The sequence below is a fragment of the Xanthomonas populi genome, assembly GCF_002940065.1.
GTDB lineage: Bacteria > Pseudomonadota > Gammaproteobacteria > Xanthomonadales > Xanthomonadaceae > Xanthomonas > Xanthomonas populi.
In genome coordinates this window covers 15,077-39,946 of sequence record NZ_MDEJ01000026.1, presented here as the reverse complement: position 1 = coordinate 39,946, position 24,870 = coordinate 15,077, and the positions used below count along the sequence as shown (strand labels likewise).

The window sequence follows — 24,870 nt, the reverse complement described above, 5'->3', positions numbered from 1 at the left end:
AGCGATTACGCACACTGCCCGAACACGTCTACAACCAGATGGTCATGGGCTGAAAAACGTGGGGATACCTCAGTACCTGGGAGCTCTTGGCAGATGCAGTCCACCCCGGGGGATCTGCAGCCATCATCAAGGCCGGCTGGCCGCTACCTGGCGAGGTCAAGCATGCATGGGCCGCCCATATCTGCCCTCACATGGATGTAGAGCTCAACCAGTCTCCAAGCTTCTGTAAGTTTCGCGATGGACTGCGTAAGCTGACACAAGCCTATGGCGCAATGAATCACTGACAGCTTTTTTAAATACTCAATTTCCGTCTCTGACAAAACGAAAATAAGCTGCATTCTGGCGCTAACTGGCGCCACTTCGATCAATCCACTTTCCAGCCTCCTTTCGATTCCACCATGACACAACTCTCCTCCAGCTACGACCCCTCTTCCTTCGAATCGCGCCTGTACGCGCAGTGGGAGGCGGCCGGTTACTTCGTGCCGTCCGGCAAGGGCGAGCCCTATACCGTGCTGCTGCCGCCGCCGAACGTGACCGGCACGCTGCACATGGGCCACGCGTTTCAGCAGACGCTGATGGATGCGTTGGTGCGCTATCACCGCATGCGCGGCTTCGATACGTTGTGGCAGGTGGGCACCGACCACGCCGGCATCGCGACCGAGATGGTGGTGTCGCGCAATCTGGCGCTGGAAGGCAATGGCGAAACGCGCGACTCGCTCGGGCGCGAGGGCTTCATCGCCAAGGTGTGGGAATGGAAAGCCGAATCCGGCGACACCATCGAGCGCCAGATGCGCCGCCTGGGCACTTCCAGCGACTGGTCGCGCAGCACCTTCACGATGGACCCGCAACCCTCGGCCGCGGTCAATGAGGCGTTCGTGCGCTGGTACGAACAGGGCCTGATCTACCGCGGCCAGCGCCTGGTCAACTGGGACCCGGTACTGAAAACCGCCATCTCCGATCTGGAAGTGGAAAACGTCGAAGAAGACGGCTTCCTGTGGTCGATCCGCTATCCGCTGGCCGATGGCGTGACCTACGAGCACGTCGAGCACGATGCCGACGGCAACGAGACGCTGCGAGAAACCCGCGATTATCTGGTGGTGGCCACCACGCGCCCGGAAACCATGCTGGGCGACACCGCCGTGATGGTGCACCCGGACGATGCGCGCTACGCCACGCTGCACAACGCCCGCATCGTGCTGCCGCTGACCGGCAGGCAAGTGCCGGTGATCACCGACGATTATGTCGATCGCGCCTTCGGCACCGGCGTGGTCAAGGTCACGCCTGCGCATGATTTCAATGATTATCAGGTGGGTGAACGACATAACCTCCCATTAGTGAACTTGTTCACGGATGAGGCAAAAATTGTCGATCCACGCACGCAGTATCCTGATGACGAGCATCCCTTCGTCGATCCTGGTATCGATTGGCGCGAACTCAACCAAATCCAGCGCAAGCGTACCGGTCAGCATTTCGCTTATTCGATCCCGTCGATGTATGTAGGGCTGGACCGCTATGACGCTCGCAAACTTGTCTTGGCCCACTTAGAAGACGAAGGTCGATTGGTCGAAACCAAGCCGCACAAACTGCAGGTGCCGCGCGGCGATCGCACCGGCCAGGTGATCGAGCCCTACCTCACCGACCAGTGGTTCGTGAAGATGGACGCGCTGGCCAAGCGCGGGCTGGAGCTGGTCGAAAGCGGCCAGATCCAGTTCGTGCCACCGAACTGGATCAACACCTATCGCCACTGGATGGAAAACATCCAGGACTGGTGCATCAGCCGTCAACTGTGGTGGGGCCACCGCATTCCGGCGTGGTTCGACGATGCCGGCCGTTGCTACGTCGGGCACGACCAAGCGCAGGTGCGCGCCAGGCATGGTCTAGGTACAGAGATCGCCTTGCATCAGGACAGCGACGTGCTGGAAACCTGGTTCTCCTCGCAACTGTGGCCGTTCTCCACACTGGGCTGGCCGGATGCGAATGCGATGGCCGAGCGCGGCTTCGCGCGCTATCTGCCGTCGTCGGTGCTGGTCACCGGTTTCGACATCATCTTTTTCTGGGTAGCGCGCATGATCATGGCCACCGACAGCTTCACCTGCCAGCTGCCTTTCCGCGATGTCTACATCACCGGCCTGATTCGCGATGCGCAAGGCCAGAAGATGTCCAAGTCCAAGGGCAACGTGCTCGATCCGCTGGACATCATCGACGGCATCAGCATCGAGGCGTTGGTCGCCAAGCGCACCACCGGGTTGATGAAGCCCAAGGATGCGCCCAAGATCGAAAAAGCCACGCGCAAGGAATTCCCCGACGGCATCATCGCGCACGGTGCCGACGCGCTGCGCTTCACCATCGCCGCACTCGCCACGCATGGCCGCGACATCAAGTTCGATCTGGGCCGGGCCGAAGGCTACAAGAACTTCTGCAACAAGCTGTGGAACGCCACCCGCTTTGTGCTGATTAATACCGAAGGCGCGCGTTTCAAGGGCGTGCCGCAGCCGCGCAACGAAGCGGAGCAGTGGATCCTGGCGCGCCTGGACAAAGTCACCGCAGAAACCCACGCCCACTACGCCAACTACCGTTTCGATCTGCTCGCGCAATCGCTGTACGAGTTCGCCTGGAATGCGTTCTGCGATTGGTTTGTCGAACTGGCCAAGCCCGCGCTCAACGGCGCTGTGCAGAACAGCACACATGCAGCTGCGGGCAGCACACCCGAAGCGACCGAGCACGCAGAGGATGCCGCCAGCACGCGTCACACCCTGCTCTATGTGCTTGAAGCAGTGCTGCGTCTGTTGCACCCGCTCACCCCGTTCGTCACCGAAGAACTGTGGCAGCAGGTCGCACCACGCCTGGGCATCACCGCCGCGACGATCTCGTTGCAGCCGTTCCCGGAGGCCGGCGATATCGATACGCACGACTATGCCAGTGCAGAAACCGATGTCGAATGGTTGAAGTCGATGGTGTCGGCTTTGCGCCGCGTGCGCAGCGAATTGAACGTGCCGCCATCCAAGCAGGTGCGGCTGCTGTTGCAGGCCGGCACCGCGGACGATCGCACCCGCGTTGCCCGCTTCGCCTCGCAGCTGTCGTTCCTGCTCAAGCTCGAAACGATCGACTGGCTGGACGCCGGCCAGGACGCACCGCCGTCGGCCGCCGCCATCGTCGGCGAGCTCACCTTGCTGGTGCCGCTGGAAGGCCTGGTCGACATGGATGCCGAACGCACGCGCCTGGAAAAGGAAATCAAGCGCGTGGAAGGCGAGATCGGCAAGTGCAACGGCAAGTTGGGAAACACCACCTTCGTACAGAACGCACCGGCTGTAGTGGTCGAACAGGAACGCACCCGCTTGAACGATTGGACCACGCAGTTGACTGGTTTGCGCGAGCAACGCGCCAAGATCTATGAATAATCCATAGAAAGGACTGACGACCATGCGCGCCAGCGAAGTAGTGCAGGGGTGTTGCCGATGCAGGTGAGCCCATGCATGCCCTGCGCGCGCCGGTGGTGTTGAAGGCAGTGGAAGCGTTGACGGCACGCTGCCGGCTGACCCTGATGGATCTGGCTCGCCGCTGGCCCGGTGCCGAGCGCGTACGCGTGCGCGCACCGCGCAGGGCGCTGGATGGTTTGTTGAGCAACCATCACCTGCACGCGGAGTGCTTATCGCTGCATGCGGCGATAGCGCGCTGGTGAATGCGCGGCCCGCGTGCTTTGATCGTGATCGACTGGAGCGACCTCAAAGCGGATACATCCTGGTGCCTGCTGCGCGCAGCCGTTACGGTGGGTGGACGCACGTTGACCTTAATGGACTAAAACTTCAAATCCACACGCGCATACCAGAAGCGCCCACCGGGGATGTCGTAAGTGGAAGCGTCATAGCCATTGAGTGAGCACGACAGGCAGAGCGGTGGATCCTTGTCGAACACGTTGTTCAAGCCGGCCGTGAGTTGCAGCCCCTTGAGCCAATCGACGCGATAGCCCAGTTTCGCATCGTGATAGGTGATCGCATCCAGGCGATTGGTCCCCACGGCAGGATCGGAACACACCGCAAATTCCAACGCATCGCCGCATTGCTCGGTGAGTTTGGAGATGTGGCGCGCGGTCCACGATGCGCTCCAATTGCCTAGTGACCAGTCCAGTACCGCGTTGCTGGTCCACTCGGGAATCGCACTGTCCACCACTTCGATCCCGGGCCCCTGCGGCTGCCGCTGCCCTGCCGCACCGAGCACCTCGTAACGGCCCACGAAGGTGTTCTGCCAGGACAACTTGAAGCGGCCAAATGCGGTTTTCGGCAGCGTCCAGAACAGATCCACGTCCCAACCGTCGGTCTTGATCGAGCCCAGATTGGTCAACCGGTTATTGAACGCATTGATGCCGCCGGTGGACGCGCGCGCGATGCCGTTGCAGTACAGCGCGTCCAACGTATCCACGCACAGATCCAGCTGCGTTTGCGCGTTGATCGCCTGGATCGCGCCATCCACATGATGGCGATAGAATGTCATCTCCAGATCGAGACGGTCCGACCAACTGGCATTGCTGGCAAAGCCCGGGCTGAAGACGAAGCCGGCACTGAAGCTGCGCGAGCGTTCCGGATCCAACCGTTCGTTCCCTCCCGTCGTGACCGAGATCTGCTGATTGGCCTGTTGATAGCCAGCCGGCGCACCGAGCGCAGCGCAATTGGCGGCGCTGCCACGCGGCGCGGTGCCGCCCAGCCCGATCGAACACGGATCGGACAACTGCAGATCGGCGCGCGCCGCCGACCCGAACAACTCGCCGATGGTCGGCGCGCGGAAGCCTTCTGCGTAGCCGGTGCGCAACACCAACTCGTCGGTGACTTGCCAACGCAGGCCGTACTTGGGCGTGAACTCGCCGCCGAAGGTGGAGTAATCCGAATAGCGGCCGGCGATATTCAGATCGAGTTTGTCGCCCAACGACGAGTTGGCGAAGATCGGGATATTGAGTTCGAGATAGGCTTCGTTGACGTCGTAGCTGCCAGAGGTGGGCAACGACGGCACACCGTTGTAGCGCCCTGCCACGGTAAGCGGATCGGGTTGATACGCGCCTTCGTACTTGCGGTATTCGTAGCCAGTGGCGAACGACACCGCACCGCCGGGCAACTGGAACAACTCGCTGCTGAGATTGGCGGTGAACAGGCTCAATTCGTTCTGGCTGCGGTCGCGGACCACCGGCTGGATCCAGCGCAACATCTCCGGCGTGATGCTGCCGGCACCGCTGAAGATATCCAATGGCACGCAGCCGGCCACCGCCGCACATAAAGCCGGGTCGCCCAGCCCCAGATTGATATTGAACAGGTTGTAGCTACCGTGGTTGGTCTGCTCGGCCTTGTTCTTGCTGTACATGCCGTTGACGTCCCAGAACCACGTGCGCGCCGCGCCTTCGAAGGTGCCGACCAGGCCGGTGCCGAAGTATTGCGTATCGACCTGCTGCTCGAACCGACGCACCCCGCCTTCGACCGGGCGGCGGCCGATCTGGATCAGGTTGGTGGCCGAGTTCAACTCGAAGCCGAACGGATTGAACGGATTCAGCGCCGAAATCACGATGTTGTCGGCCAGCGGATTGCCGGTGCCGGCATCGGGGCCGAGAAAGATCGGCTCGGGTGCAGCCTGGTTGGTCGATTCGCGCCGGTTGCCCAACGCTTTGACGTACCACTGCACATCGTCGTTGAAATAATAGCGAAACTGCGCGAACACGCCCTTGCGCTCGGACGGCGTCAGCAACAGATTCTGTTCGGCAAAGTTGTAACGGTCTGCGGTGGTAAAGCAGTGGTAATCGTCGCTGCGTGTACAGCCGCCGCTGCCATCGTATTGCGGCGTGCCCACGCCGGCATTGGGCGTGAGGTTCTGGCGCACACCGGTGTTGGGGTCGACGAACTGGAAGCGGCCATCCGGCGTTGCCGAGCTGGCGAAGGTCAGCCCGGTGCCCGGAATCGGGAAGCGTGCCTGCGCGCGATCGCGCGCATAGATCGGATCCTGCTTGACGTAGCTGGCGCCAATAAACAGGCTGAAATCGTCACCGCTTTTGCCCCAAGCCAGGTCCATGCCCTGATTGGCGCCGTCGCCCTTGCCGTACTGCCCGTAGTTGAGCGTGACCTGCGCACCGTCGAAGCTACGCCGGGTGATGATGTTGACCACGCCGGCAATTGCGTCCGAGCCGTACAGCGACGAAGCGCCGTCTTCGAGCACTTCGATGCGCTCCACGATGGCCAACGGAATGGTGTTGAGATCGGTCGACGACCCCACGCCCGACGCTGAGGATTCGTTGACCCAGCGAATACCATCCACCAGCACCAGCACGCGCTTGGACCCGAGATGGCGCAGATCCACTTGCGCCGAGCCTGCGCCCACGCCGCCACCATCGGGCGGAAAGCCGAAATTGCCGGACGAGTTGAACTTGGCATTGAGCGCCGAGCCAGACGCGGTGAGTTCCTGCAGCACCTCGCCGATCGAGGTCAGGCCGGTGCGTTCGATGTCGGCACGGTTGAGCGTCTGGATCGGCACCTGGCCCTGCAATTCGGCGGTTCTGATGCGCGTGCCGGTGACCTGCACGCTGTCGAGCGTGCGCGTACTCGGGGCGGCCTCGGGCTGTTGCGCCCAGGCAAGTGTGGAAATCAGACACAACGACAACTGCACGGCCAAGCATGACCGATGAGGGCCAATCAGACGCTTCATCCTTTCTCTCTCCAGAAGGATTTTTAAATATCCGCACGCCCCCGTGCCCTGCGGTCCGTCCCAACTTTTAAACGAAACCTTAACGCTCCGCAAGCTGGCCGTGCAGCACTGCGCAGCAGGTCGCAGTGGTTGCCAAGGCGCAACACACGAACGCAAGCGTGCGATTGCGCGCGTTGTAACGCGATCGACCTGCATGCCGGGATGTGCGCGTTTACACCGCTGCGAGGCGTATTCACTCAAGCGCTCATGGGTGCTTCGGTATCATCGCGCAATGACTTATGCCCCCCGTCTCGCCACTGTTTTCGTCGGCCTGCTGTGCCTTGGCAGCACTGCGCTGCATGCCCAACACCTCGACCCGCAACTGACCGCCATGCGCGATGCCATCGCCGCCGCAGAGCGCGGTCAATCCGATGCCGGTCAACTCAGCGCGTTGAATCGCCATCCGCTTTACGGCTGGCTGGAATACGCCACGCTCAAGCGCAACATCGACAGCGTCTCCACCACGCAGGCGCAGGCATTCCTGCAGCGCTATGCGGGCCAGCCGGTGGCCGAGAGCTTCCGTAGCACCTGGTTGCCAGCAGTGGCACGGCGTCAGGACTGGACCACGCTACTGGCCAACTGGAAATCCACCGACAACCTCGGCCTGCGCTGCGCACAGCTCACCGCGCGCCAGGCCACCGGCAAGGCCGACGCGCAGTGGAGCCGTGATGCGCTCACGCTATGGCGCAACGGCAAGGCGCTGCCCGATGCCTGCGACCCGGTGGTCGCTGCACTGGAAGCGCGTGGCGATTTGACACCCGCGTTGCGTTGGGAGCGCGTGGAAGCGGCGGCCGATGCACAACTGCCCGTGGTGATGCGCACCGCAGCGCGCGGCCTGCCTGCGGCCGATCTGGCGTTGGCAGGCGACTACGCTGCGTTTCTGGACAAGGTGCACCCGCGTGCACTGGGGTGGCCCAAGACCGAGCGCAGCCGTGGCATCGCTGTCGATGGGCTGGCCAAGCTGGCCAAAAGTGACCCGGACGCAGCCGAGCAGCAGTTGCCCCAGCTGGCCACCGCGCTCGGCTTCAGCGAGGCGCAACGCAGCCAGGTGCTGTACCAGATCGCGTTGTGGACAGTGGCTTCTTATCTGCCGGATTCGGCACGCCGCCTCAACGCGGTGCCCGATGCCGCGTACGACGAACGCCTGCACGAATGGCGTGCGCGCGAGGCGATGTCGCGTGGCGACTGGCCGTCTGCATTGGCGGCGATCCGCAAGATGTCCGCAACCCAGCGCAGCGATTCGCGCTGGCAGTATTTCGAAGCGCGCTTGGCCGAAAAGACCGGCGCTGCCGCGGCCGCACAGCGGCTGTATCTTGCAGCTGCGCAATCGCCGACCTTCCACGGCTTTCTGGCCGCCGATCGCCTGAAGCAGCCGTACCGGCTATGCCCGTGGGAGCCCAAGGACAACCCGCAAGCCAAAGCCGCCGTCGCACGCGACCCGGCGTTGATCCGCGCGATTGCCTTGTTCCAGATCGACCGCCCCGGTTGGGCGGTGGCCGAGTGGAACGATGCCGCAGCCCGCTTCGACGACACCCAACGCCGTCTGGCCGTGCAAGTGGCCAGCGAGAACGGTTGGTTCGATCGCGCGGTGTTCGCGCTCGGCACGCAGCCGGACGAACAACGGCTGTATGCGTTGCGCTTTCCACTGCATCACGACGACAGCATCCGCCGCGAAGCGGCCAAGAATGCGATCGACCCGGCCTGGGTGGCAGCGGAGATCCGCGCAGAAAGCATCTTCAATCCACGCGCACGCTCGCCTGCGAACGCCATGGGCTTGATGCAGGTGTTGCCGGGCACCGGCGCGGCGGTGGCCAAGGGTATCGCCCTGCCCGGCTATGCGGGCGCCACCAGCCTGTACGAGCCGGACACCAACATCGCCATCGGCACCGCCTATCTACGTCAGTTGCTCAACATCTACGGCCTGCCCTACCTGACCATCGCCGCCTACAACGCCGGCCCCGGCCCGGCTGGGCGTTGGCAATCGCAGCGGCCCAACTTCGATCCGGATTTCTGGATCGAAACCATCAGCTACAAGGAAACCCGCGAATACGTTGCGCGCGTGCTGGCCTTCAGCGTGATCTACGACTGGCAACTCAACGGCGACATGCTGCCGCTGAGCGACCGGCTGATGGGCAAGCTGGTGGACAAGCGCTTGAAGCCGGTGTGCACACCGGGCCAGGCCGCCAACAACGCGGCGCAGGACTGAGCCCAAGCCAGCCGACGTGCACGGCGGCCGGATGAGGTGATCGCGCTTGCGCCGTTGCGTGTGTTTGCCTCGGCCAGTGTTTCGTCGAGGGCGCGGTGCCCTCACCGCTCGCGGGACACGCCGTGAATCCGTCCATGGAGGCTCGGTGGCCGCCTCCATGCCGCCACACGGTCCCGCAAGCAGCGAGGACACCGCACCAGAGAGTTAGAGCGGCTAACAAAACGTGGCGAGCGGTCGTCAGGTGGGTGCGGACGGCGCGCTCAGAACCGGAGTATACGAGTGGTACATGCCGCTTCCGAGCACCGGCCGCGCCCGCCTGGCGGCTGCGTAGTAGTTTTGTTAGCCGCTCTTAGTCGGTTGCTTTCTTAAAAGCTTGTTGGTTGCTCGGCTTGCGTTGGAAAGCTAGGCGAACCCACCGTTATCCGAACAACATGCATCGTGCATTGCTTGCGCCATACACACCGACCCTCTCGACGGGTCCTTGCCCGCTCACCGTCGCGGGACCTTTTGCGGCATGGATGCCGCAGAAGAGCCTCCATGGACGGATTCACGGCGTGGCCCGCGATGGTGGGTGGGCAAGGGCCCTGCAGCCAAGCCGCAGATCAGCCGCTTTCCGCTCTGCGACCGAACTACCTGCCTTGACCAATCGGCGCCAGATGCAGAGATTTGCACGTTGGCGCCACCTGGCTATGCCCAAACGCTGGTCAGACGTCCAGCAGCACTCGATGCGTGGTGTTTCGACCCGCCCACCGCATCGGGCATCATGTCGCGATGAAGATCTATCTCGTTGGCGGCGCAGTCCGCGATGCTCTGCTTGGTCAACCGGCCGGCGACCGCGACTGGGTCGTGGTCGGTGCCGATCAGGCACAGATGGAAGCGCAGGGCTTCAAGCCGGTTGGCAAGGATTTCCCGGTATTTCTGCATCCGCGTAGCGGCGAGGAATATGCGCTGGCACGCACCGAGCGCAAGTCCGGCCGCGGCTATCGCGGCTTCGTGGTGGATGCCGATCCTTCGGTGACGCTGGAAGAGGATCTGCTGCGCCGCGACTTCACCATCAACGCGATCGCACGCGATGAAGACACTGGCACGTTGTTCGACCCTTACGGCGGCGCGCGCGATCTGCAAGCGCGCGCGCTGCGCCATGTGGGGCCGGCGTTTGTCGAAGACCCTGTCCGTGTCTTGCGTGCCGCACGCTTCATGGCGCGGCTGGCACCGCTTGGCTTCACCGTGGCGCCGGAGACGCTGGCACTGATGCGCGAGATGGCCGCCAGCGGCGAACTGGACAGCCTGGTGCCCGAACGCGTGTGGCAGGAATTGCGTCGTGTACTGGCAAGCGCACAGCCCTCTGTATTCCTGCGCACGCTGCACGACACCGCTGCACTGCGCGTCATCCTGCCCGAGATCGACGCGCTGTACGGCGTACCGCAACGTGCCGAGTTTCATCCGGAAATAGACACCGGCATTCACCAGGAAATGGTCAGCGACATGGCCGCGCAACTGGCGCCAGGCGATGCACTGGTGGGTTTTGCCGCTTTGACCCACGATCTGGGTAAAGCACTCACGCCGCCAGACCAATGGCCGCGCCACGTCATGCATGAACAACGCGGCGTCGCCCCGCTGCAAGCACTGTGCGAGCGCCTCAAGGTGCCGCAGGATTATCGCCAGCTCGCCGTCACCGCCTGCCGCGAACACCTTAACGTGCATCGCCTGGCCGAACTACGCGACCGCACCGTGCACGAGCTGCTGCTGCGCTGCGATGCGTTTCGCCGCCCCGCGCGCATCGCACAGCTCGCCCTGGTCTGCGAAGCAGACAAGCGTGGCCGACTGGGTAGCGAAGATACGGCGTATCCGCAGGGCGAGGAACTCAAGCGACTGCATGCGGTGGCACTTGCGATCAACGCACGCGATCTGGCCGCAGAGGGCCTGCACGGCCCACAGATCGGCGAGGCATTGGCCAAGGCACGGATTGCCGCGATTGCGGCGGCGCGAAAGACGAGCGCATAACGCCATCGTTGCATCGGTGCAGAAGCGCGAATGTTTCAAAGTGCAGGTCGTGGAAGCGTTATCGCAACGTCCTGCGCATCCACTGGTGGTCACGCTGCAGCTGCTGCTGCAGCGCGTCCACGACTGCGGCCGGAGCAGCTACGTTGCAGCAGCCGCCCCGACCGTGACGCTCAAAGCTTGAAATTCAGACTCAACATGAAAGAACGACCGTTTTTGTAAATGTAGTACGGCTGGTGCTTGTTGCCAATGTAGCTGAAGTAGGTTTCGTCCAGCAGATTGGTGGCATCCAGCGCCACGCGCAGACGCTCGGTGGCCTGGTAGCCCAACGATGCATCCATCTGGGTAAACGCATCGGTCATCTGCTGACCGTTGAGCCGGCCTATCTGGGTGAAGTATTCCGAGCGCCAGCCCAGATTCAGGCGCGCACTCCACTTGCCCTGCTCATAGTAAGGGCTGATGTTGTAAGCGTTGCGCGAGTTGTACGGCAGGCTGTAATCGCCGTCGGTTTTCGAATCGGAATGGGTATAGTTGGCCACCAAGCCGAATCCGTTGCCGACGTTGTGCTGCAGGTTGACCGCCACGCCACGCACCTTGGCATCGCCGGATTGGTCGGCATTGGTCGGCACGGAAGTCTGGTAAGTGCTCGATCCGCCGGTAGCGTTGTTGAACAACACCCGGTCTTCCACCGTGGTCAGGATGTAGTTGGAGATGTCACGCTAGAAGAATTCGCTGCTGAGCACGCTGCTACCGGAGAAATACCACTCCAACGATGCTCCCCGATTGGTCGACTCGTACGGGCTCAAACTTGGGTTTCCGGTGGAAGCGGTGAGCGTGGCGTCGTCGGTGGCCACATACCGGGTCATGTTGGTGTAGCGCGGCCGCGCAATCACTTTGGAGGCGGCGAAGCGCACCATCAAATCTTCGCGCAGGTCGTAGGCGATATTGAAGGCCGGCAGCCACTTGCCGTAGCTGTTGAGGAAATTGACCGGCGTATAGCCACCGTCCGGCGCGTAACTGAAACCATCGGTGGAATCGCGCGTTTGCACATAACGCACGCCGATGTTGCCGCGACACCGCTCGTCGGAAAAATTAGCTTGCAAGAACCACGCACGATTTTGTTCTTCGATGCTGTAGTTGCCGGCGTAGCTGATCGGCAGCCCGTCGTCGCCCTCCAATCCGCCGATGTATTGCTGATCGCGCCGCTGTTGATCGTTGACCACTGCTGCATATCGGCACTGGTCGACAAGCCATCCAGATACCCCGACGGCGTGGTTCCTGGCGAGAACGCAGCGAGCGCGCTGCCGTCGTTCGGCGTCCAGGTACGGCTGTACGCCGACTGCCCGGTGGCGTGATTGGTCAGCTTGATACCTGTGAGAATCTGCGTAAACGGCCCCCACTCCACCGCGTGCTCGAAGTCCAGCTGCAGATAGCGCTCCTTGTCGTACTGTCGGCTGTGGCTGGCCGATGCATTGTTGAGCTGCATCGCGGCGGCATTGGTGGGATCGGTGCTGTAGTCCATCGCGGTGCGGCGCCCGTCGATGATGTAGCTGTAACCGGCCTGAGTGCGGAACTAGATGCCGTAGATACGCTCGGCGCCGCCTTGCGAGCTGGTGTAACCCACCTGGCTGGACGCATTCCATCCATCGCCATGCCAATCGGCGCGCAGATGGATGCTGCCGGTGCTGACCTCGCTGTTGCGCAGGTAGCCGTCCAGAAACGTGGTGGATTGATCGCCGAAGGTGCCCGAGGTCGCCACGCCGTTCTGGAAGCCCAGCGCCTGCGCATCGCCTGGGTTGGAGCCCCAGTAGCCATAGCGGCTCTGGCTGTAGTTGTCGAAACTTTCCTTGACGTACAAACCAGTCAGATTGAGCTCGAAATCGGCATCGGGCTTCCATTGCAGTGCCGCGCTGACACCATCGCGTTTGCGGGTCTGCTGGAACAGCGCCGTGTTGATCGAGGTCGGAAACACCCCGACGTTATTGCCGACCACATCCGGCGGAAACCCTGCGCCTTCCGCATTATCGTAACCGAAAATTTTCACATGATCGCGGCGTAGCACACGCTGCGAATGCGTCACCGAGGTGAGCACGCCCAGCGTTTGGTCCTGGTTTTTCGCTGTATAGCGCCAACGCATTCGGCTTGGGGTCTTCGGAACGATCGTTGTAGCCGTAGCTCACCGTACCGGTCAGCGTGTTGCGCTCAAGATCCAGCGGTTTGCGCGTGTGCACGATCACGGTGCCGCCGATCGAGCCTTCGTCGATACGCGCTTCCGGGGTTTTGTAGACCTCCATCAAGCCGACCACTTCCGGTGCCAGCGTGCTGTAGTCGAACGAACGGCTGTCCGGGTCGTTGGGGTCGCCGCCCCCAACTGGTGGACGCAATGGTCTGGCCGTTGATCAAGACGCGATTGAGCGCAGGGTCAGTGCCGAGAATGCTGACTGTTTCGCCTTCACCAAATTTCCGATCCACGGTGATACCGGAGAGCCGCGACAAAGATTCAGCAACATTGGTAACCGGGAATTTACCGATATCTTCTGCGCTGATCGCATCGACGATCGCGTCGGCATTGCGCTTGACGTTGAACGCTTTGCCCAGGCTTGCTTGGTAGCCCACCACCTTGATTTCATCCAGCGTGGAGACCGATGGGTTGGTCTGTGCAGGCGCTTGTGGCGCAGCTGGAGCAGGCTGTTCTTGCGCGAATGCTGGAAGCGCCACGGCGCTGGCAACCGCCGCGCCACCCAACAGCAAACCACGCACCGCTGCGCTCAGTGGCGAGCGAGCCGGTGCACGCGCGTGAAACAGGAAATGACCGGACAACTCGAACACACGGGGATACACCATTGCTTAGACCTCTAGGGTGCTACGTCGCAACCGGTTAGTTGCGCAAGAACGCGCGATGCATGTGCCCAGCCCGCAATCCGCCGCCTGTGCCGGATGCGAGCAGCGTCCCGCGCTGCCATTGCCATTGCAATCGTGGCGTGCCGGTCAAGGCGCCGGACCGATGCATGATCGGCGGCAACATTTGCATGAATTCCGAATGTGCTGCTGTTTCGAAAGCACGCAAATTTCTTTGAGTTGCAGCGGTGACTAACACCGCCCGCAGAGCGTTCGCTAACAAGCGATTCCTTCGACGGCACGCAGCCCTGCAGACGCAACCAGTGTGCTGCCGCCTCGGCCGCTTCGGCCTGCGGGTCGAGCACTACATCCGGTTGCAGCCTGCCATCGATGCGATGCCCGCTCCGATCCTGCGTGTAGGTGCTGGCAATCGCAAGGACACCGCCGCCAGGCAGTTCCACCGAGCGATTGCCGGTGGTCTGGCTGGCGCTTGGCTGACCGAAGCTGCGCGTGTTGGCACGACCACGGAAGGAGATCGCAACCATCTCGCCCGCACTCGCGGTCCTGGGGCCGATCAAGACGGCGACCGGGCGATCTGTTTGCAGGCCGTCGGGCGAGGCAGTCGAGCGTTGCGCAGACCGTGCCCGCCATGGCGATTGCTTGCCTGCTGCATCGACAGGGCTGCCGAGCGCTGCATTGCCCAGTAGCGCGTGCAACCCGTTGACCATCGGCCACATGGTGCCCCCGGTGTTGTGGCGTAAATCGACAATCCAGCCACAGCTGGCCTGTGCGGCAGCTTGATCCAGCGCCGTTGTAAGCGATGTCTCGTAAGCACGCTGACTTCTCTGGAGGATGTCATCAGGCCGGGGACGTCGAGATAGGCAATGCCGGATGACAGCAGGCGCGCCTGCATGGCGGGCTGTTGGCGCTGTGCAATTGCTTCCACGCGACGTCGCCTGACGCGCATCCATAGCGTGGCGCCCTGCGATGGGTTGGAGGTTGCCAATACACCGGACAACAGCAACGACTGGCCGCGCAAAGAAACAGCGTCCAATTGTGCGCAGGCAGCACCGAACGTGCAGTGCGCGCGGCAACTGCGGCCAGACGCAATTGCGCACCTTCACCAGACTGCACGTCGCCTTGCACCGCAGTCAGTTGGTCATCAGTACCACCGGCAGCCGCGTACCAGTTTGGAATCGCTGCCATCGCATGCACGCTGCACAACAGACTCAGCACCAGCCACCATCGCATCCGTGCGTTTTTCATCCGTCACTCGTCGCAACCTGAGGTCAGGCGCAACTTTAGCGTCCATTGCATGCGCTGCAAGGCCGTGTGCGGGCTGCGACATCCAACCCGCCGGACTTGGCAACTCGTGGCAACGTGGCTGCAGATCGCGCGCAACAAACGCAGTGGCCGGGTAGCACACACCGCGTCGCGCGGTCATCGCTCCGGTTCGGCGAGAGCGTATTCGGCTGAGCGATACGCTTACTCGCGCTGCCCGGCCACCCAGGTTGCAAGCACTTGAATGTCCGCATCCACCAGCACCAGATCGGCTTGATACCCCGGCGCAATCCGACCCAGGCGTTCGCCCAGGCCGATGCATTGCGCAGGGTACGTCGATGCCATGCGGGCGGCTTGGGCCAGGTCCACTCCCAGCCATTGCACGCTATTGCGCACGGCCGTTGCCATGTCCAGCGCGGAGCCGGCCAGCGCGCCGTCAGCATTGCGCACCACCCCGCCCACGGCGGTGATGGTTTCGCCGTACAAATCAAAGCTGGGGCTGTCGGCACCGACCATCGGCATGGCGTCGGTGACCAGCAACATCTTGCCGCGCGGCTTGGCGGCCAAGGCCACGCGCAGGCTGGCCGGATGCACGTGCACGCCATCGACGATGATGCCGCACCACACGCCTGGGGCTTCCAACGCGGCGCCCACGGCGCTGGGCTCGCGCCCGGTCAATTGCGACATCGCGTTGTACAGATGGGTAAAGCCGCTGACGCCGGCAGCGATGCCAGCGTGCGCCTGCTCGTACGTTGCTGCAGTGTGGCCGGCGAACACGATCGCGCCGCCGGCGACGAAGGCGCGGATGTCGTCCAAGGGCACGCGCTCGGGCGCGAGCGTGATCAAGGTGACGCCGTTGTCCAGCGAGGTATCCACCGCAATCTCGTGCGCGTCCGGCAGGCGGAACTTGTGCGCGTCGTGGGTGCCCTTGCGGGCCGGGCTCAGGTACGGGCCTTCCAGATGGATACCGAGCACGCCGGGCACGCCCTGCACGATCGCCTGGCGCGTGGCTGCGATGGCTTCGGCCATCACCTCAGCGGTGTCGCTGATCAGCGTGGGCAACAGGCCGGTGGTGCCGAAGCGGCGATGCGCCGCGGCAATCGTGGCCAAGGCTTGCGGGTCGCGCGCGTTGTTGAACAACACGCCGCCACCGCCATTGACCTGGATGTCGATAAAGCCCGGCAACAAGGTGGCGCCGCCCAGATCCACGCGCGTATGCGCTTGCGCCACGCGCGCGTCGTCGGCCGGCACGATCGCCAGAATCTGCGTGCCGACCAGCAACACGACCAGACCCTGCTGCACGCCGTCGTCGGTGAGCACGCGCGCATTGCACAGCGCTTGAATCAGGGAAGCATCCATGTTCAAACCGTTTCCGTCACCTTGTTCAAATGCGGCGGCAAGTCGGGGTTGTGGCCACGCTGCAATGCGAGCGCATTGATGGCGCGATAAAAGCTTTGCACGGTCAGCAGCGGTGCGCTGGCCGGATGTGCGGCATCGGCAAGCGGCAGATCGCCATCGGGCGCAGCCAGCCACACCTGCGCACCACGCGCGCGGAATTCGGCGGCGAGCGCACGCGTGCCGGCACCGGTTTCATCCGGCTGCGCAAACACCAGCACCGGGAAGCCCCGGCCCACCAATGCCATCGGGCCGTGTTTGACCTCGGCCGAGCTATACGCTTCGGCGTGCAGGCCGCAGGTTTCCTTGAACTTCAATGCCGCTTCCTGCGCCGCGCCCAGGCCCAGGCCGCGACCGAGCACGAACAGGTTATGCGCGGGCACTAACCCGGCGGTAAGTGCGGACCAATCGGCCTGCCAGGCGTTGCGCAACTGCTGCGGCAATGCATCCACTGCGGCGAGCAGCGCCGGGTCGTTCTTCCACACCGCACCCAGGTGCAGCAATGCGGCGAGCGAGGCGAGATAGCTTTTGGTGGCGGCCACGCTTTTTTCAGAGCCTGCGCCCAGCGGAATCACCACCTCGGCCAACTGCGCCAGCGGCGAATCTTCCACGTTGACCAGGGCGACCACGCGCGCGCCAGCGGCTTTTGCGGCTTCAGCATTGCGTAGCAGATCCGGGCTCTTGCCCGATTGCGAAATCACGATGTACAACGCGCCGCGCAGTTGCAGCGGCGCTGCGTAGACCGAACCTACCGACGGCGATGCGGAAGCAGTCACGATGCCAAGCTGCGTTTCGAACAGATACTTGGCATAGGTTGCTGCGTGATCGGAACTGCCGCGCGCGCAGGTCACCACGAACGGTGGCGGCGTGTCGCGCAGCGACTGCGCGAGTGCGGCGACGGTGTCGGCGTTGCGGGCAAACTGCGCAGCGACCACGTCGGCGGTTTGCGCCGCTTCGCGGAACATCAAGGTATCGGTTTCGAGGGGAAGGCTCATCGGGCTCAGGCGGATTCGGTGGGGGGGGATCTGGCGGCCGGCGGTTGCGCCGGTGCAGTGGAACCGCGCACGACCAGTTGCGGCACGAAGCCGCGGTTCTGTAATTGCGCGGGCTGATCGTCGTAGGCATCGCTGCGCAGCTGGCTGATCAACAAGCGTGCGGCATGCCGCGCGATGTCGTCGGTGGCCTGCTTGGCGGTGGTCAATGCCGGCCACGACTGGCGCGAAAACGGGCTGTCTTCGAAGCCGGCGATCGAGAGTTGATACGGCACGTTCATGCCGGTGGACTTGGCCGCCGCCAGTACGCCGGCGGCGATCTCGTCGTTGCTGCCGAAGATGGCGGTGGGCGGTTCGCGCAGCGACAGCAGCCTGCGCGCACCGCGGAATCCATCGTCGAAGGTGTAGTCGCCGGGAATCACCAGGTGCTTGTCCAGGGTGATGCCGTAATCCTTCAACGCGGCTTCGTAACCGGCATAGCGCTCGCCACTGGAGCGATGCTGCGGGCCGCCCCACAAAAAACCGATGCGCTGATGGCCCAACTGCACCAGATGCTCGGTGATCTCGTACGCCGCAGCGCGGTCGTCGATATACACGCACGGGCCATCGCCAGGGTCGTCGGTGGCGGCGATGATGCGCACATTCTTGATGCCGCGCGCAGCAAGGCCGGCCAACAACTCCGGGCGCTCGGACATCGGCGCGGTCAACACCACGCCGGCTAGGCGCGAGCGTTGCACCCATTCGGCCAATTCTTCGGCCAGCAGCGGCGAGGTGGAATCGCAGGGATGGATCTGCAGACCGAAGCCGGTTTCGCGGCACGCGGCCAGCACGCCATTCTGGATGCCGATGATGTGATACGGGTTGGGATTGTCGTACACCAGACCGATCACGAACGGCGTGCCGCTACGCAGATTGCGTGCGGACGGATCGGGTTCGTAGTCGAGATCGGCGATGGCGCGCAGCACGCGCGCACGCGTGGCCTGCATCACCGAGGGCTCGTTGTTGATTACCCGCGACACGGTCTTCAACGAGACCTTGGCGCGTTCGGCGACATCTTTGATGGTGGGCCTGCGCATGGGTGTACCTTGTTCGTCGGAACGCATCATGCTGCCTGGTTCACTTGGCCTGGGCCGGCAGGCCCACGCGATGACCACGCAGCGAATAGAACAGGATGTACAGATAGCACGGCACCATCAGTGCAGCGAAGACCACCTGGAAGTCGTAATGCTGTTTGAGAATGGCGAACGCCTGCGGAATGATGGCGCCGCCGGCAATGCCCATGACCAGCAATGCCGAGCCGATTTCGGTGAAGCGGCCAAGCCCGCGAATGGCGAGCGGAAAGATCGCCGGCCACATCATCGCGTTGGCAAAACCGAGCGCGGCGACGAAGCCCACCGAGACATAGCCATGGGTGAGCAATGCACCGAGCGAGAACAGCACACCTAGCACCGCCGAGACGCTCAGGTAGCGCGCTTGCGAAATCACCCGCGGAATCAGCGCCAGGCCGGCGATATAGCCCAGCAGCATCGCACCGAGCGTGTAAGAGGTGAACAGCTTGGTGCTGTCCAACGGCAGATCGAACCCGTGGCCGTAGGTGCCGATCGCGTCGCCGGCCATCACTTCCACGCCTACGTAGACGAACAGGCACAACACGCCCAGCCACAGGTGCGGAAACTGCAAGATGCTGGATTTCTGCAAGCCGGCAGCACCGCCGGGCGTGGCGTTGGCCTCGGAGGCCTTGAGCTCCGGCAACGGCGAAAACAGCACACCGACCGCCAGCAACAGCAGCACACCGGACATCACCAGATACGGCGCATGGATCTTGGCGGCGAAGGCATTGAGCAACTGCAGCTTGGTCGCCGCATTGGCAGTGGCCACCTGTGCGGACAGGTCGCCGATACCGTGCAGCACCAGCGAGCCGATCAGGATCGGCGCCAGGATGCCGGCGATCTTGTTGCAGATGCCCATCAGCGCGATACGCCGGGCCGCGCTCTCGATCGGCCCGAGGATGCTGATGTACGGATTGATCCCGGTCTGCAGCAGCGCCAGGCCGCTACCGATGACGAACAAGCCAGCCAGTGCGCCTGGATACCAGCGCTGGGTGGCGAACTGGCCGAAGCCGGCCGCACCCACCGCCATCACCACCAGACTCAGCGCCAGGCCTTTCTTCATACCGGTGCGCTTGAGAATCCACGACGATGGCAGCGCCAGAAAGAAATACGACAGGTAGAACACCATCAACACCAGAAACGCATTGACCTCGTTGAGGTCGAACGCCAGCCGCACGAAGATGATCAGCGGCCCGTTGATCCAGGTGAAAAAGCCGATGATGAAAAACAGCACGCCGACAATGGCGATCGAGACAACGGGATTTGCGGGCCTGGCAGTAGTCATGGATCGGCTGGCTCTGAAGGTTGTCGTTGGGGGACGCCGGGCGGCATCAACGGCGCAGTTCGGCGACGAAATCGTAGAAATCGTTGTGGCAATAGGTGTCGGTCAATTCGATTGCGCTGCCGTCGCGGGCGTAGCCCACGCGCACCACGTGCAGGATCGCCTCGCCGGTTTTCATGCGCAGGTGTTCGGCCAGCCGCGCGGGCAGATTGATCGCGCGGAAATACTGCAGCGCGCGCACCACCGGTGTGCCTTGCGCATCCAGATAGCTATAGAGCGAGTCGCCGATCTGCTGCGGGGCGGCGACGATGCATTGCGGCAGCACCGCATGCTCGTAGGCCATGACGCGGTCGTCGGCGCTGCGCAGCCGCGTCAGCGAGACCACTGCCGCATCCGGCGATAAGCCAAGCCGCAGGATTTCTTCGCCATGCGCCGGACGCAGCCGCCGCTCCAGCCAGCGCGTGCCCGGCTCGTAGCCCTTGATGCGCAGCGTCTCGCTGAAACTGGTCAGGCCGCTGAGTTGATGCTGGATCTGCGCGGTGACGAAGGTGCCGGCGCCCTGACGGCGCGAGACCAGACCTTGTTCGACCAGTACGTCCACCGCCTGGCGCAGGGTCACCCGCGAAATCTGCAGCCGCTCGCACAGTTGGCGCTCGGCCGGCAGCGCTTCGCCGGCCCTCCACTGACCGCCGCGGATGGCATCGGTGAGCTTGCCTGCCAGTTGCAGATACAGCGGAGTCGGCGCGGACGCGTCCAACGCCAGATCGTCCACCCTGGGATCGGTGTCGTTCCGGGGTGCCGCCTTGGGTTTGGCCATTGCTTGTCCTCCGGACCGACTTGGATTCATTACGTCCAATATAGTACCAATTTGGCCGGCGCGCATCTGGTGGTGTGCGCCGTTGTGCGTCAAGGCGCGCCGAGCATCGCGACGATGCTGGCCAGGTTGAGCCAGAGTCTGAGTGGCCGATCCACGCCGGGTTGAAAACCGTACTTCTGATAGAAGGCAGCCGCCTTGAGGTCTTTGGCGTCAACGAACAGACCACTGACGCCAATGCTTGCGCCGGCCTCTGCAGTGCGCACGATCGCGTTGCTCAGCAGCAGGTCGCCAAACCCCAGGCAGTGCACACGCAGATCCACCGCCGGTCGCCCCATCCGTGCAGCGGGAACGCGGCGAGGCAGCCCGGAATTGGCAGGCAAATGCTCCAGCGGCAACTGCGCAGCGGAGCGCGCGTAGAACCCGAGAATGGTGGATGCCTGGAGCGTAGTGAATCCGGCGGCATGCCAGGCGAGCAGACTCTGCGCCTTGGGAATTGCGAGAAATACCCGGCAGATGCAACGCTTTTCAAGCTGACTGGCGGTGTGTCTCAACCAGCCATTGAGCTCATCGACGCCGCAATCGAAATCAGCGCGATTCAGGCGTCCATCGAACGGAACCATGTCGACTTCCAGCGTCATATCTGCGCGCCTGTAGATGAAGTTCGATAGAGGCAGCCAGACGCTCAGGCACAGGCGGAGGGTTGTCCAAGGCTTGCAGGAACTGCTCGGCGTACTGCTTGCTCAGTTGGAGCATCGAATGCTCCTCGATAATGCGTTCTGCCTCGCGCAGCGCGGCTTGAGCGACGAATTGATTGGTCGTCGTCGCAGTCATCGCTGCCGCTTGTTCGATGGCTTGCTGCGCGTATGCGGTGACCCGGGCGGTGATGCGCCCCCGATCATGACTGGTCGCGTGCATAAGTACTCCACAGGTGGATTTGCATGACCTTAAGCGTGCGTTGGCAGGCCGAATCAAGGCCCGAAGTGACCGTGCACGGGCGTGCCTTCTGCTGTCGCTCCAACGCCAGATCGATCAACGCCATGCCCGCAGGCTGGCGCAACAACAGCTGCCCCTGCGCATCGCCAATGCCGTGTTGGGTGCCATCCACCAGCAGCACTTGCAGCTGCGTGGTCTGCAAGTGCACTTGGCGCTCGCCAGGCAACAACGCCCATGCCCGCGGTCGCACCGTGACATCGCCAAACGCACTGCCTTGCCATTGCACCTGCCGCAACATGCCCGCCCACACCGGCCCATCGACCTCAAGCACCGAGAATGGCAGACCCTCGCGTGGCAGCACCAGGCGCAGTGGCAGCCAAGCCAACAAGCAGCATCAGCAGAAATACCAGGATCCAACGCGTGCGCGTCACTGTGCAGGCTCCCGTGATTCCTTCCATGCAGGCTCTTTGGCGGCATCCATGCCGCCAAGGGTCCCGCAATCGGCGAGGACACCGCACCAGTAAGCCTGTAGGTTGTGTTGTTGAAAACCATGCACACCGACCATCTTGACCGGTCCGGTCCTTGCCCGCTCACCGTCGCGGGACCTTACGCGGCATGGATGCCGAACAAGAGCCTCCAGGGACGTCCTTGCGGCGTGTCCTGCGAGGGTGGGCGGGCAAAGGGTCCTGCAGCGAACTCGCAGCCCTGCACGCTACGTCTGCTAACCGCTCAAAAAAAGCAGAACACTCAGCGCGGCCCGAACACGCGCTTATCCACCCGCAACATCACCAACCGCAGCGGCGTCCACGCCAGAAGCAACCCGGCGAGGATGCCCAAGGTATCGGCCAACGCGTCATAAGGATCCGCGCTGCGATTGGTGGTCAGTGCACCCTGCGCAATCTCGATAGCGATGCCCAGTAGCACCAATCCAAACGTCGCAAACAGCAGCGCGCGACGCGTGGCGAACAACTGCACCGCGCCCCAGCACAGCAGCGCGAACGTCAAAAAGTGCTCGGCCTTATCGCTATTGGACGGTAGTTCCGGAAACTCAGGCGGCGGCCCCAGGCACACAGCAATCACCACGAGAATTGCGGCGATCCACAAGCCCACCCACACCCGCGGCCGATGGAACGGGCGCAGCGCAGGCGTCACAGCCGCCACGTGAGATCGCCCGCCAGAAATGCCGGCGCAAAATCGACATCGCGTGCGAAGCCCATCACCTGAAAGCGCTCGCCCATTTCGCTGGGCAAGGTCAATCGTTTGATCTGCTCGCGCAAGCGCATGCGCCCCACTTCGTCGGTGCGCGTATCGGCCTGCGCCAGCAGCGCATCCAGGCCATTGCCGAGCAGAAAACTCGATTGCGTGCAGTAACCGGCCAACTCGAATCCGGCACCGGTGCCTGCCTCGGCCAATGCGGTGAAGTCTACCGACGCGGTCAGATCCTGAAGGCCCGGCCAGCGATACAGATCCTCATGCATGCGATGACGGTAGAACGCACGCAAGGTGCCGTCTTCGCGCTGCGCACGATAGAACTCGCCACGCGGATAACCGTAATCGACGAACAACAGCGCCCCGCGCTTCAGACCACCGGCCACCGCCTGAATCCAGTACGGCAGGTGCGGCAACAATTCCGAGCGATACCCATCGGCGAACGGCTGCTGCAGATAGCGCTCCAGATGACGCACCGCTGCACCCAGCAACGCATCGGCCGGCTGCTCGCCACGCGCGAACTGCTGCTGCGCATCCAGCACCACGGTTTCCTCATACACCTCGCCATCGCGCAGCGCGAAGCGCGGCGTGGGTAATGCATCGATCACTTCGTTGGCGAACAGCACGCCTTCCCAATCGTCCGGAAACGGTGCATCCAGCCACTCGACCAGATCGAACACCGGCGGAATCAGGGTGCGCCCCAACCGCTCGCGCTGACGTTCGCGCAAGTCCGCACTGGGCTCCAGAATCGCATAACGCTCGGGCAGCGCATCCAGCTCGAGCAGGCGCTTGAGCGTGACTTCGGCAAATGCGCCGCTGCCACCGCCCACTTCCAGCACGCGTGCGCTCGGGCCCAGTTGCTGCAGCACCGGCGCCAGCGCACCGGACACGGTCGCCGCAAACAACGGCCCAAGCTCCGGTGAGGTGACGAAATCGCCGGCCTCGCCGAACTTGCTGGAGCCAGCGCTGTAATAGCCCAGACCCGGCGCATACAGCGCCAGCTCCATGAAACGCGAGAACGGGATCGCACCACCGGCAGCGGCGATTTCGGCGCGCACATGCGCCGCCAGCCGATCGCTGTGCGCCAGTGCGTCCGAATCGGGAGTAGGAAAGTCGGCGTGCATGCGGGCACCGGTTGCGGGGACAATGCACAGAATAGCCGAGCCCTTTGCAACGCCGAGCGAGTACGCCATGACAGACAGTCACAAGGTGGTCCTGATCAACGGCGCAGGCCACCGCATCGGCGCGCAGATCGCCACCACGCTGCATGCGGCCGGCCATCGCGTGGCCTTGCATGCGCACCGCTCCGGCGATGCACTCAGCGCGCGCGTGGTCGAGCTCTGTGCGCAACGTGCGGGCAGCGCGTTAGCCTTGCACGCCGATCTGCGCTTGCCGGAGGCGCCAGCGCAATTGGTGGACGACTGCATCGCCGCATTCGGCCGTCTGGATGGCGTGGTCAATAACGCCTCCGCGTTTTATTCCACCGCACTGGGCAAGGCGACAGCGGCGCAGTGGGACGAGTTGTTCGCGGTCAACGCGCGTGCGCCGTTCTTTATTGCTCAGGCTGCAGCCGCACAACTGCGCCAGCACCGCGGCGCTATCGTCAATCTCACCGACCTGCATACGCAGCAGCCGATGCGCAATCACGCGCTGTACGGCGCGTCCAAAAGCGCGATGGAAATGCTGACCCGCTCGCTTGCGCTGGAACTGGCACCGGATGTGCGCGTCAATGCGGTCGCGCCTGGTGCGATTCTGTGGCCGGAAGAAGGCAAGTCTTCCGATGCCAAGCAGGCCCTGCTCGCACGCACGCCGCTGGCGCGTATTGGAACTCCCCAGGAAATTGCCGAAGCGGTGCGCTGGCTACTGGACGAAGCCAGCTTCGTCACCGGCCACACCTTGCACGTAGACGGTGGCCGCCAGCTCAGTTAAATGGCTATCCAACGGCCAAGCTCGCCGCCAGCCGCGCACTGTCGGTACGCATGCGCAGCGTGTAAGAACAACTGACAAACCTACTTCGCGGCCGCCAGGCGGACGCGACCGGTGCTCTGAATCCTATGTAGCGTTCGTACACTCCGGTTCCTCCGCGCCTACCG

At 63.2% G+C, this 24,870-nt stretch carries 17 protein-coding genes, 1 other RNA gene and 3 pseudogenes; 5 read left to right on the top strand and 16 right to left on the bottom strand.

Annotated features, from left to right (window positions below; all coding sequences use genetic code 11):
• Positions 1-398: 398 nt before the first annotated feature.
• Both XpopCFBP1817_RS06370 and XpopCFBP1817_RS22665 read left to right on the top strand, forming a co-directional pair.
• On the top strand, positions 399-3,398 hold the full coding sequence (locus tag XpopCFBP1817_RS06370) for a valine--tRNA ligase (RefSeq protein WP_128416478.1): 3,000 nt from the start codon (positions 399-401) through the stop codon (positions 3,396-3,398).
• Positions 3,399-3,420: 22 nt separating this feature from the next.
• A pseudogene (locus tag XpopCFBP1817_RS22665) lies at positions 3,421-3,796 on the top strand (IS4 family transposase); the annotation flags it as partial.
• Here the strand turns inward: XpopCFBP1817_RS22665 and XpopCFBP1817_RS06360 are convergent.
• Positions 3,796-6,675 carry a TonB-dependent receptor plug domain-containing protein gene (locus tag XpopCFBP1817_RS06360; RefSeq protein ID WP_128416476.1) on the bottom strand — a complete coding sequence of 960 codons (2,880 nt, stop codon included), beginning with the start codon at positions 6,673-6,675 and terminating at the stop codon, positions 3,796-3,798. The pseudogene XpopCFBP1817_RS22665 and the gene XpopCFBP1817_RS06360 overlap by 1 nt on opposite strands.
• A gap of 271 nt (positions 6,676-6,946) precedes the next feature.
• On the opposite strand from XpopCFBP1817_RS06360, the gene XpopCFBP1817_RS06355 reads away from it, so the two are divergent.
• Complete coding sequence (locus XpopCFBP1817_RS06355; protein WP_128416475.1) at positions 6,947-8,920, top strand: transglycosylase SLT domain-containing protein; 1,974 nt, start codon at positions 6,947-6,949, stop codon at positions 8,918-8,920.
• 211 nt (positions 8,921-9,131) lie between these two features.
• On the opposite strand, the gene XpopCFBP1817_RS06350 is transcribed toward XpopCFBP1817_RS06355, so the two are convergent.
• A non-coding RNA gene (locus XpopCFBP1817_RS06350) (sX9 sRNA) lies at positions 9,132-9,208 on the bottom strand.
• A 483-nt stretch (positions 9,209-9,691) separates the two neighbouring features.
• Here XpopCFBP1817_RS06350 and XpopCFBP1817_RS06340 point away from each other — a divergent pair.
• Positions 9,692-10,924: a multifunctional CCA addition/repair protein gene (locus XpopCFBP1817_RS06340; RefSeq protein WP_128416473.1), complete on the top strand. Its 1,233-nt coding sequence runs from the start codon at positions 9,692-9,694 to the stop codon at positions 10,922-10,924.
• Positions 10,925-11,094: 170 nt separating this feature from the next.
• Here XpopCFBP1817_RS06340 and XpopCFBP1817_RS22660 read toward each other — a convergent pair.
• The 14 genes and pseudogenes from XpopCFBP1817_RS22660 to XpopCFBP1817_RS06275 form a co-directional block, all read right to left on the bottom strand.
• Positions 11,095-12,144: pseudogene (locus XpopCFBP1817_RS22660) on the bottom strand (TonB-dependent receptor domain-containing protein).
• A 350-nt stretch (positions 12,145-12,494) separates the two neighbouring features.
• Positions 12,495-13,058: a hypothetical protein gene (locus XpopCFBP1817_RS22655; protein ID WP_244171080.1), complete on the bottom strand. Its 564-nt coding sequence runs from the start codon at positions 13,056-13,058 to the stop codon at positions 12,495-12,497.
• A gap of 65 nt (positions 13,059-13,123) precedes the next feature.
• A complete protein-coding gene (locus XpopCFBP1817_RS22650; protein ID WP_244171079.1) occupies positions 13,124-13,750 on the bottom strand; it encodes a TonB-dependent receptor plug domain-containing protein in 627 nt (208 codons plus the stop codon).
• Between the two features lie 26 nt (positions 13,751-13,776).
• Positions 13,777-14,730, bottom strand: a complete 954-nt coding sequence (locus tag XpopCFBP1817_RS06330; RefSeq protein ID WP_244171078.1) for a S41 family peptidase — start codon at positions 14,728-14,730, stop codon at positions 13,777-13,779.
• Positions 14,731-15,244: 514 nt separating this feature from the next.
• A complete protein-coding gene (gene nagA / locus XpopCFBP1817_RS06325) occupies positions 15,245-16,399 on the bottom strand; it encodes an N-acetylglucosamine-6-phosphate deacetylase (protein WP_128416472.1) in 1,155 nt (384 codons plus the stop codon).
• Positions 16,400-16,401: 2 nt separating this feature from the next.
• Positions 16,402-17,430, bottom strand: coding sequence for an SIS domain-containing protein (locus XpopCFBP1817_RS06320; protein WP_128416471.1), 1,029 nt, complete (start codon positions 17,428-17,430; stop codon positions 16,402-16,404).
• A gap of 5 nt (positions 17,431-17,435) precedes the next feature.
• Positions 17,436-18,503, bottom strand: a complete 1,068-nt coding sequence (locus XpopCFBP1817_RS06315; protein ID WP_128416470.1) for a LacI family DNA-binding transcriptional regulator — start codon at positions 18,501-18,503, stop codon at positions 17,436-17,438.
• A gap of 40 nt (positions 18,504-18,543) precedes the next feature.
• Positions 18,544-19,821 (bottom strand): sugar MFS transporter, encoded by a 1,278-nt coding sequence (locus XpopCFBP1817_RS06310; RefSeq protein WP_128416469.1) that lies wholly within the window; start codon positions 19,819-19,821, stop codon positions 18,544-18,546.
• A gap of 46 nt (positions 19,822-19,867) precedes the next feature.
• Positions 19,868-20,590 (bottom strand): GntR family transcriptional regulator, encoded by a 723-nt coding sequence (locus tag XpopCFBP1817_RS06305; protein ID WP_208619559.1) that lies wholly within the window; start codon positions 20,588-20,590, stop codon positions 19,868-19,870.
• Between the two features lie 134 nt (positions 20,591-20,724).
• Complete coding sequence (locus tag XpopCFBP1817_RS06300) at positions 20,725-21,273, bottom strand: hypothetical protein (RefSeq protein ID WP_128416467.1); 549 nt, start codon at positions 21,271-21,273, stop codon at positions 20,725-20,727.
• Positions 21,221-21,550 carry a type II toxin-antitoxin system TacA family antitoxin gene (locus XpopCFBP1817_RS06295; protein ID WP_128416466.1) on the bottom strand — a complete coding sequence of 110 codons (330 nt, stop codon included), beginning with the start codon at positions 21,548-21,550 and terminating at the stop codon, positions 21,221-21,223. The genes XpopCFBP1817_RS06300 and XpopCFBP1817_RS06295 overlap by 53 nt, the downstream gene beginning before the upstream one ends.
• An 88-nt stretch (positions 21,551-21,638) precedes the next feature.
• Positions 21,639-21,963: pseudogene (locus XpopCFBP1817_RS06290) on the bottom strand (type II secretion system protein N); the annotation flags it as partial.
• 352 nt (positions 21,964-22,315) lie between these two features.
• On the bottom strand, positions 22,316-22,729 hold the full coding sequence (locus XpopCFBP1817_RS06280; RefSeq protein ID WP_128416465.1) for a VanZ family protein: 414 nt from the start codon (positions 22,727-22,729) through the stop codon (positions 22,316-22,318).
• Positions 22,717-23,970, bottom strand: coding sequence for a class I SAM-dependent methyltransferase (locus XpopCFBP1817_RS06275; RefSeq protein ID WP_208619558.1), 1,254 nt, complete (start codon positions 23,968-23,970; stop codon positions 22,717-22,719). The genes XpopCFBP1817_RS06280 and XpopCFBP1817_RS06275 overlap by 13 nt, the downstream gene beginning before the upstream one ends.
• On the opposite strand from XpopCFBP1817_RS06275, the gene XpopCFBP1817_RS06270 reads away from it, so the two are divergent.
• A complete protein-coding gene (locus XpopCFBP1817_RS06270; RefSeq protein WP_128416463.1) occupies positions 23,969-24,706 on the top strand; it encodes a pteridine reductase in 738 nt (245 codons plus the stop codon). The two genes, XpopCFBP1817_RS06275 and XpopCFBP1817_RS06270, sit on opposite strands and share 2 nt — an antisense overlap.
• The last annotated feature ends 164 nt before the right edge of the window (positions 24,707-24,870 follow it).

What these genes read in the sequence shown, in the direction of transcription:
- XpopCFBP1817_RS06370 (WP_128416478.1), top strand. Translation starts at nt 399, where the DNA reads ATGACACAACTCTCCTCCAGCTACGACCCCTCTTCCTTCGAATCGCGC.
- XpopCFBP1817_RS06360 (WP_128416476.1), bottom strand. Translation starts at nt 6,675, where the DNA reads ATGAAGCGTCTGATTGGCCCTCATCGGTCATGCTTGGCCGTGCAGTTG.
- XpopCFBP1817_RS06355 (WP_128416475.1), top strand. Translation starts at nt 6,947, where the DNA reads ATGACTTATGCCCCCCGTCTCGCCACTGTTTTCGTCGGCCTGCTGTGC.
- XpopCFBP1817_RS06340 (WP_128416473.1), top strand. Translation starts at nt 9,692, where the DNA reads ATGAAGATCTATCTCGTTGGCGGCGCAGTCCGCGATGCTCTGCTTGGT.
- XpopCFBP1817_RS22655 (WP_244171080.1), bottom strand. Translation starts at nt 13,058, where the DNA reads ATGCGTTGGCGCTATACAGCGAAAAACCAGGACCAAACGCTGGGCGTG.
- XpopCFBP1817_RS06330 (WP_244171078.1), bottom strand. Translation starts at nt 14,730, where the DNA reads ATGGATGCGCGTCAGGCGACGTCGCGTGGAAGCAATTGCACAGCGCCA.
- nagA (WP_128416472.1), bottom strand. Translation starts at nt 16,399, where the DNA reads ATGGATGCTTCCCTGATTCAAGCGCTGTGCAATGCGCGCGTGCTCACC.
- XpopCFBP1817_RS06320 (WP_128416471.1), bottom strand. Translation starts at nt 17,430, where the DNA reads ATGAGCCTTCCCCTCGAAACCGATACCTTGATGTTCCGCGAAGCGGCG.
- XpopCFBP1817_RS06315 (WP_128416470.1), bottom strand. Translation starts at nt 18,503, where the DNA reads ATGCGCAGGCCCACCATCAAAGATGTCGCCGAACGCGCCAAGGTCTCG.
- XpopCFBP1817_RS06310 (WP_128416469.1), bottom strand. Translation starts at nt 19,821, where the DNA reads ATGACTACTGCCAGGCCCGCAAATCCCGTTGTCTCGATCGCCATTGTC.
- XpopCFBP1817_RS06300 (WP_128416467.1), bottom strand. Translation starts at nt 21,273, where the DNA reads ATGACGCTGGAAGTCGACATGGTTCCGTTCGATGGACGCCTGAATCGC.
- XpopCFBP1817_RS06295 (WP_128416466.1), bottom strand. Translation starts at nt 21,550, where the DNA reads ATGCACGCGACCAGTCATGATCGGGGGCGCATCACCGCCCGGGTCACC.
- XpopCFBP1817_RS06270 (WP_128416463.1), top strand. Translation starts at nt 23,969, where the DNA reads ATGACAGACAGTCACAAGGTGGTCCTGATCAACGGCGCAGGCCACCGC.
- XpopCFBP1817_RS06275 (WP_208619558.1), bottom strand. Translation starts at nt 23,970, where the DNA reads ATGGCGTACTCGCTCGGCGTTGCAAAGGGCTCGGCTATTCTGTGCATT.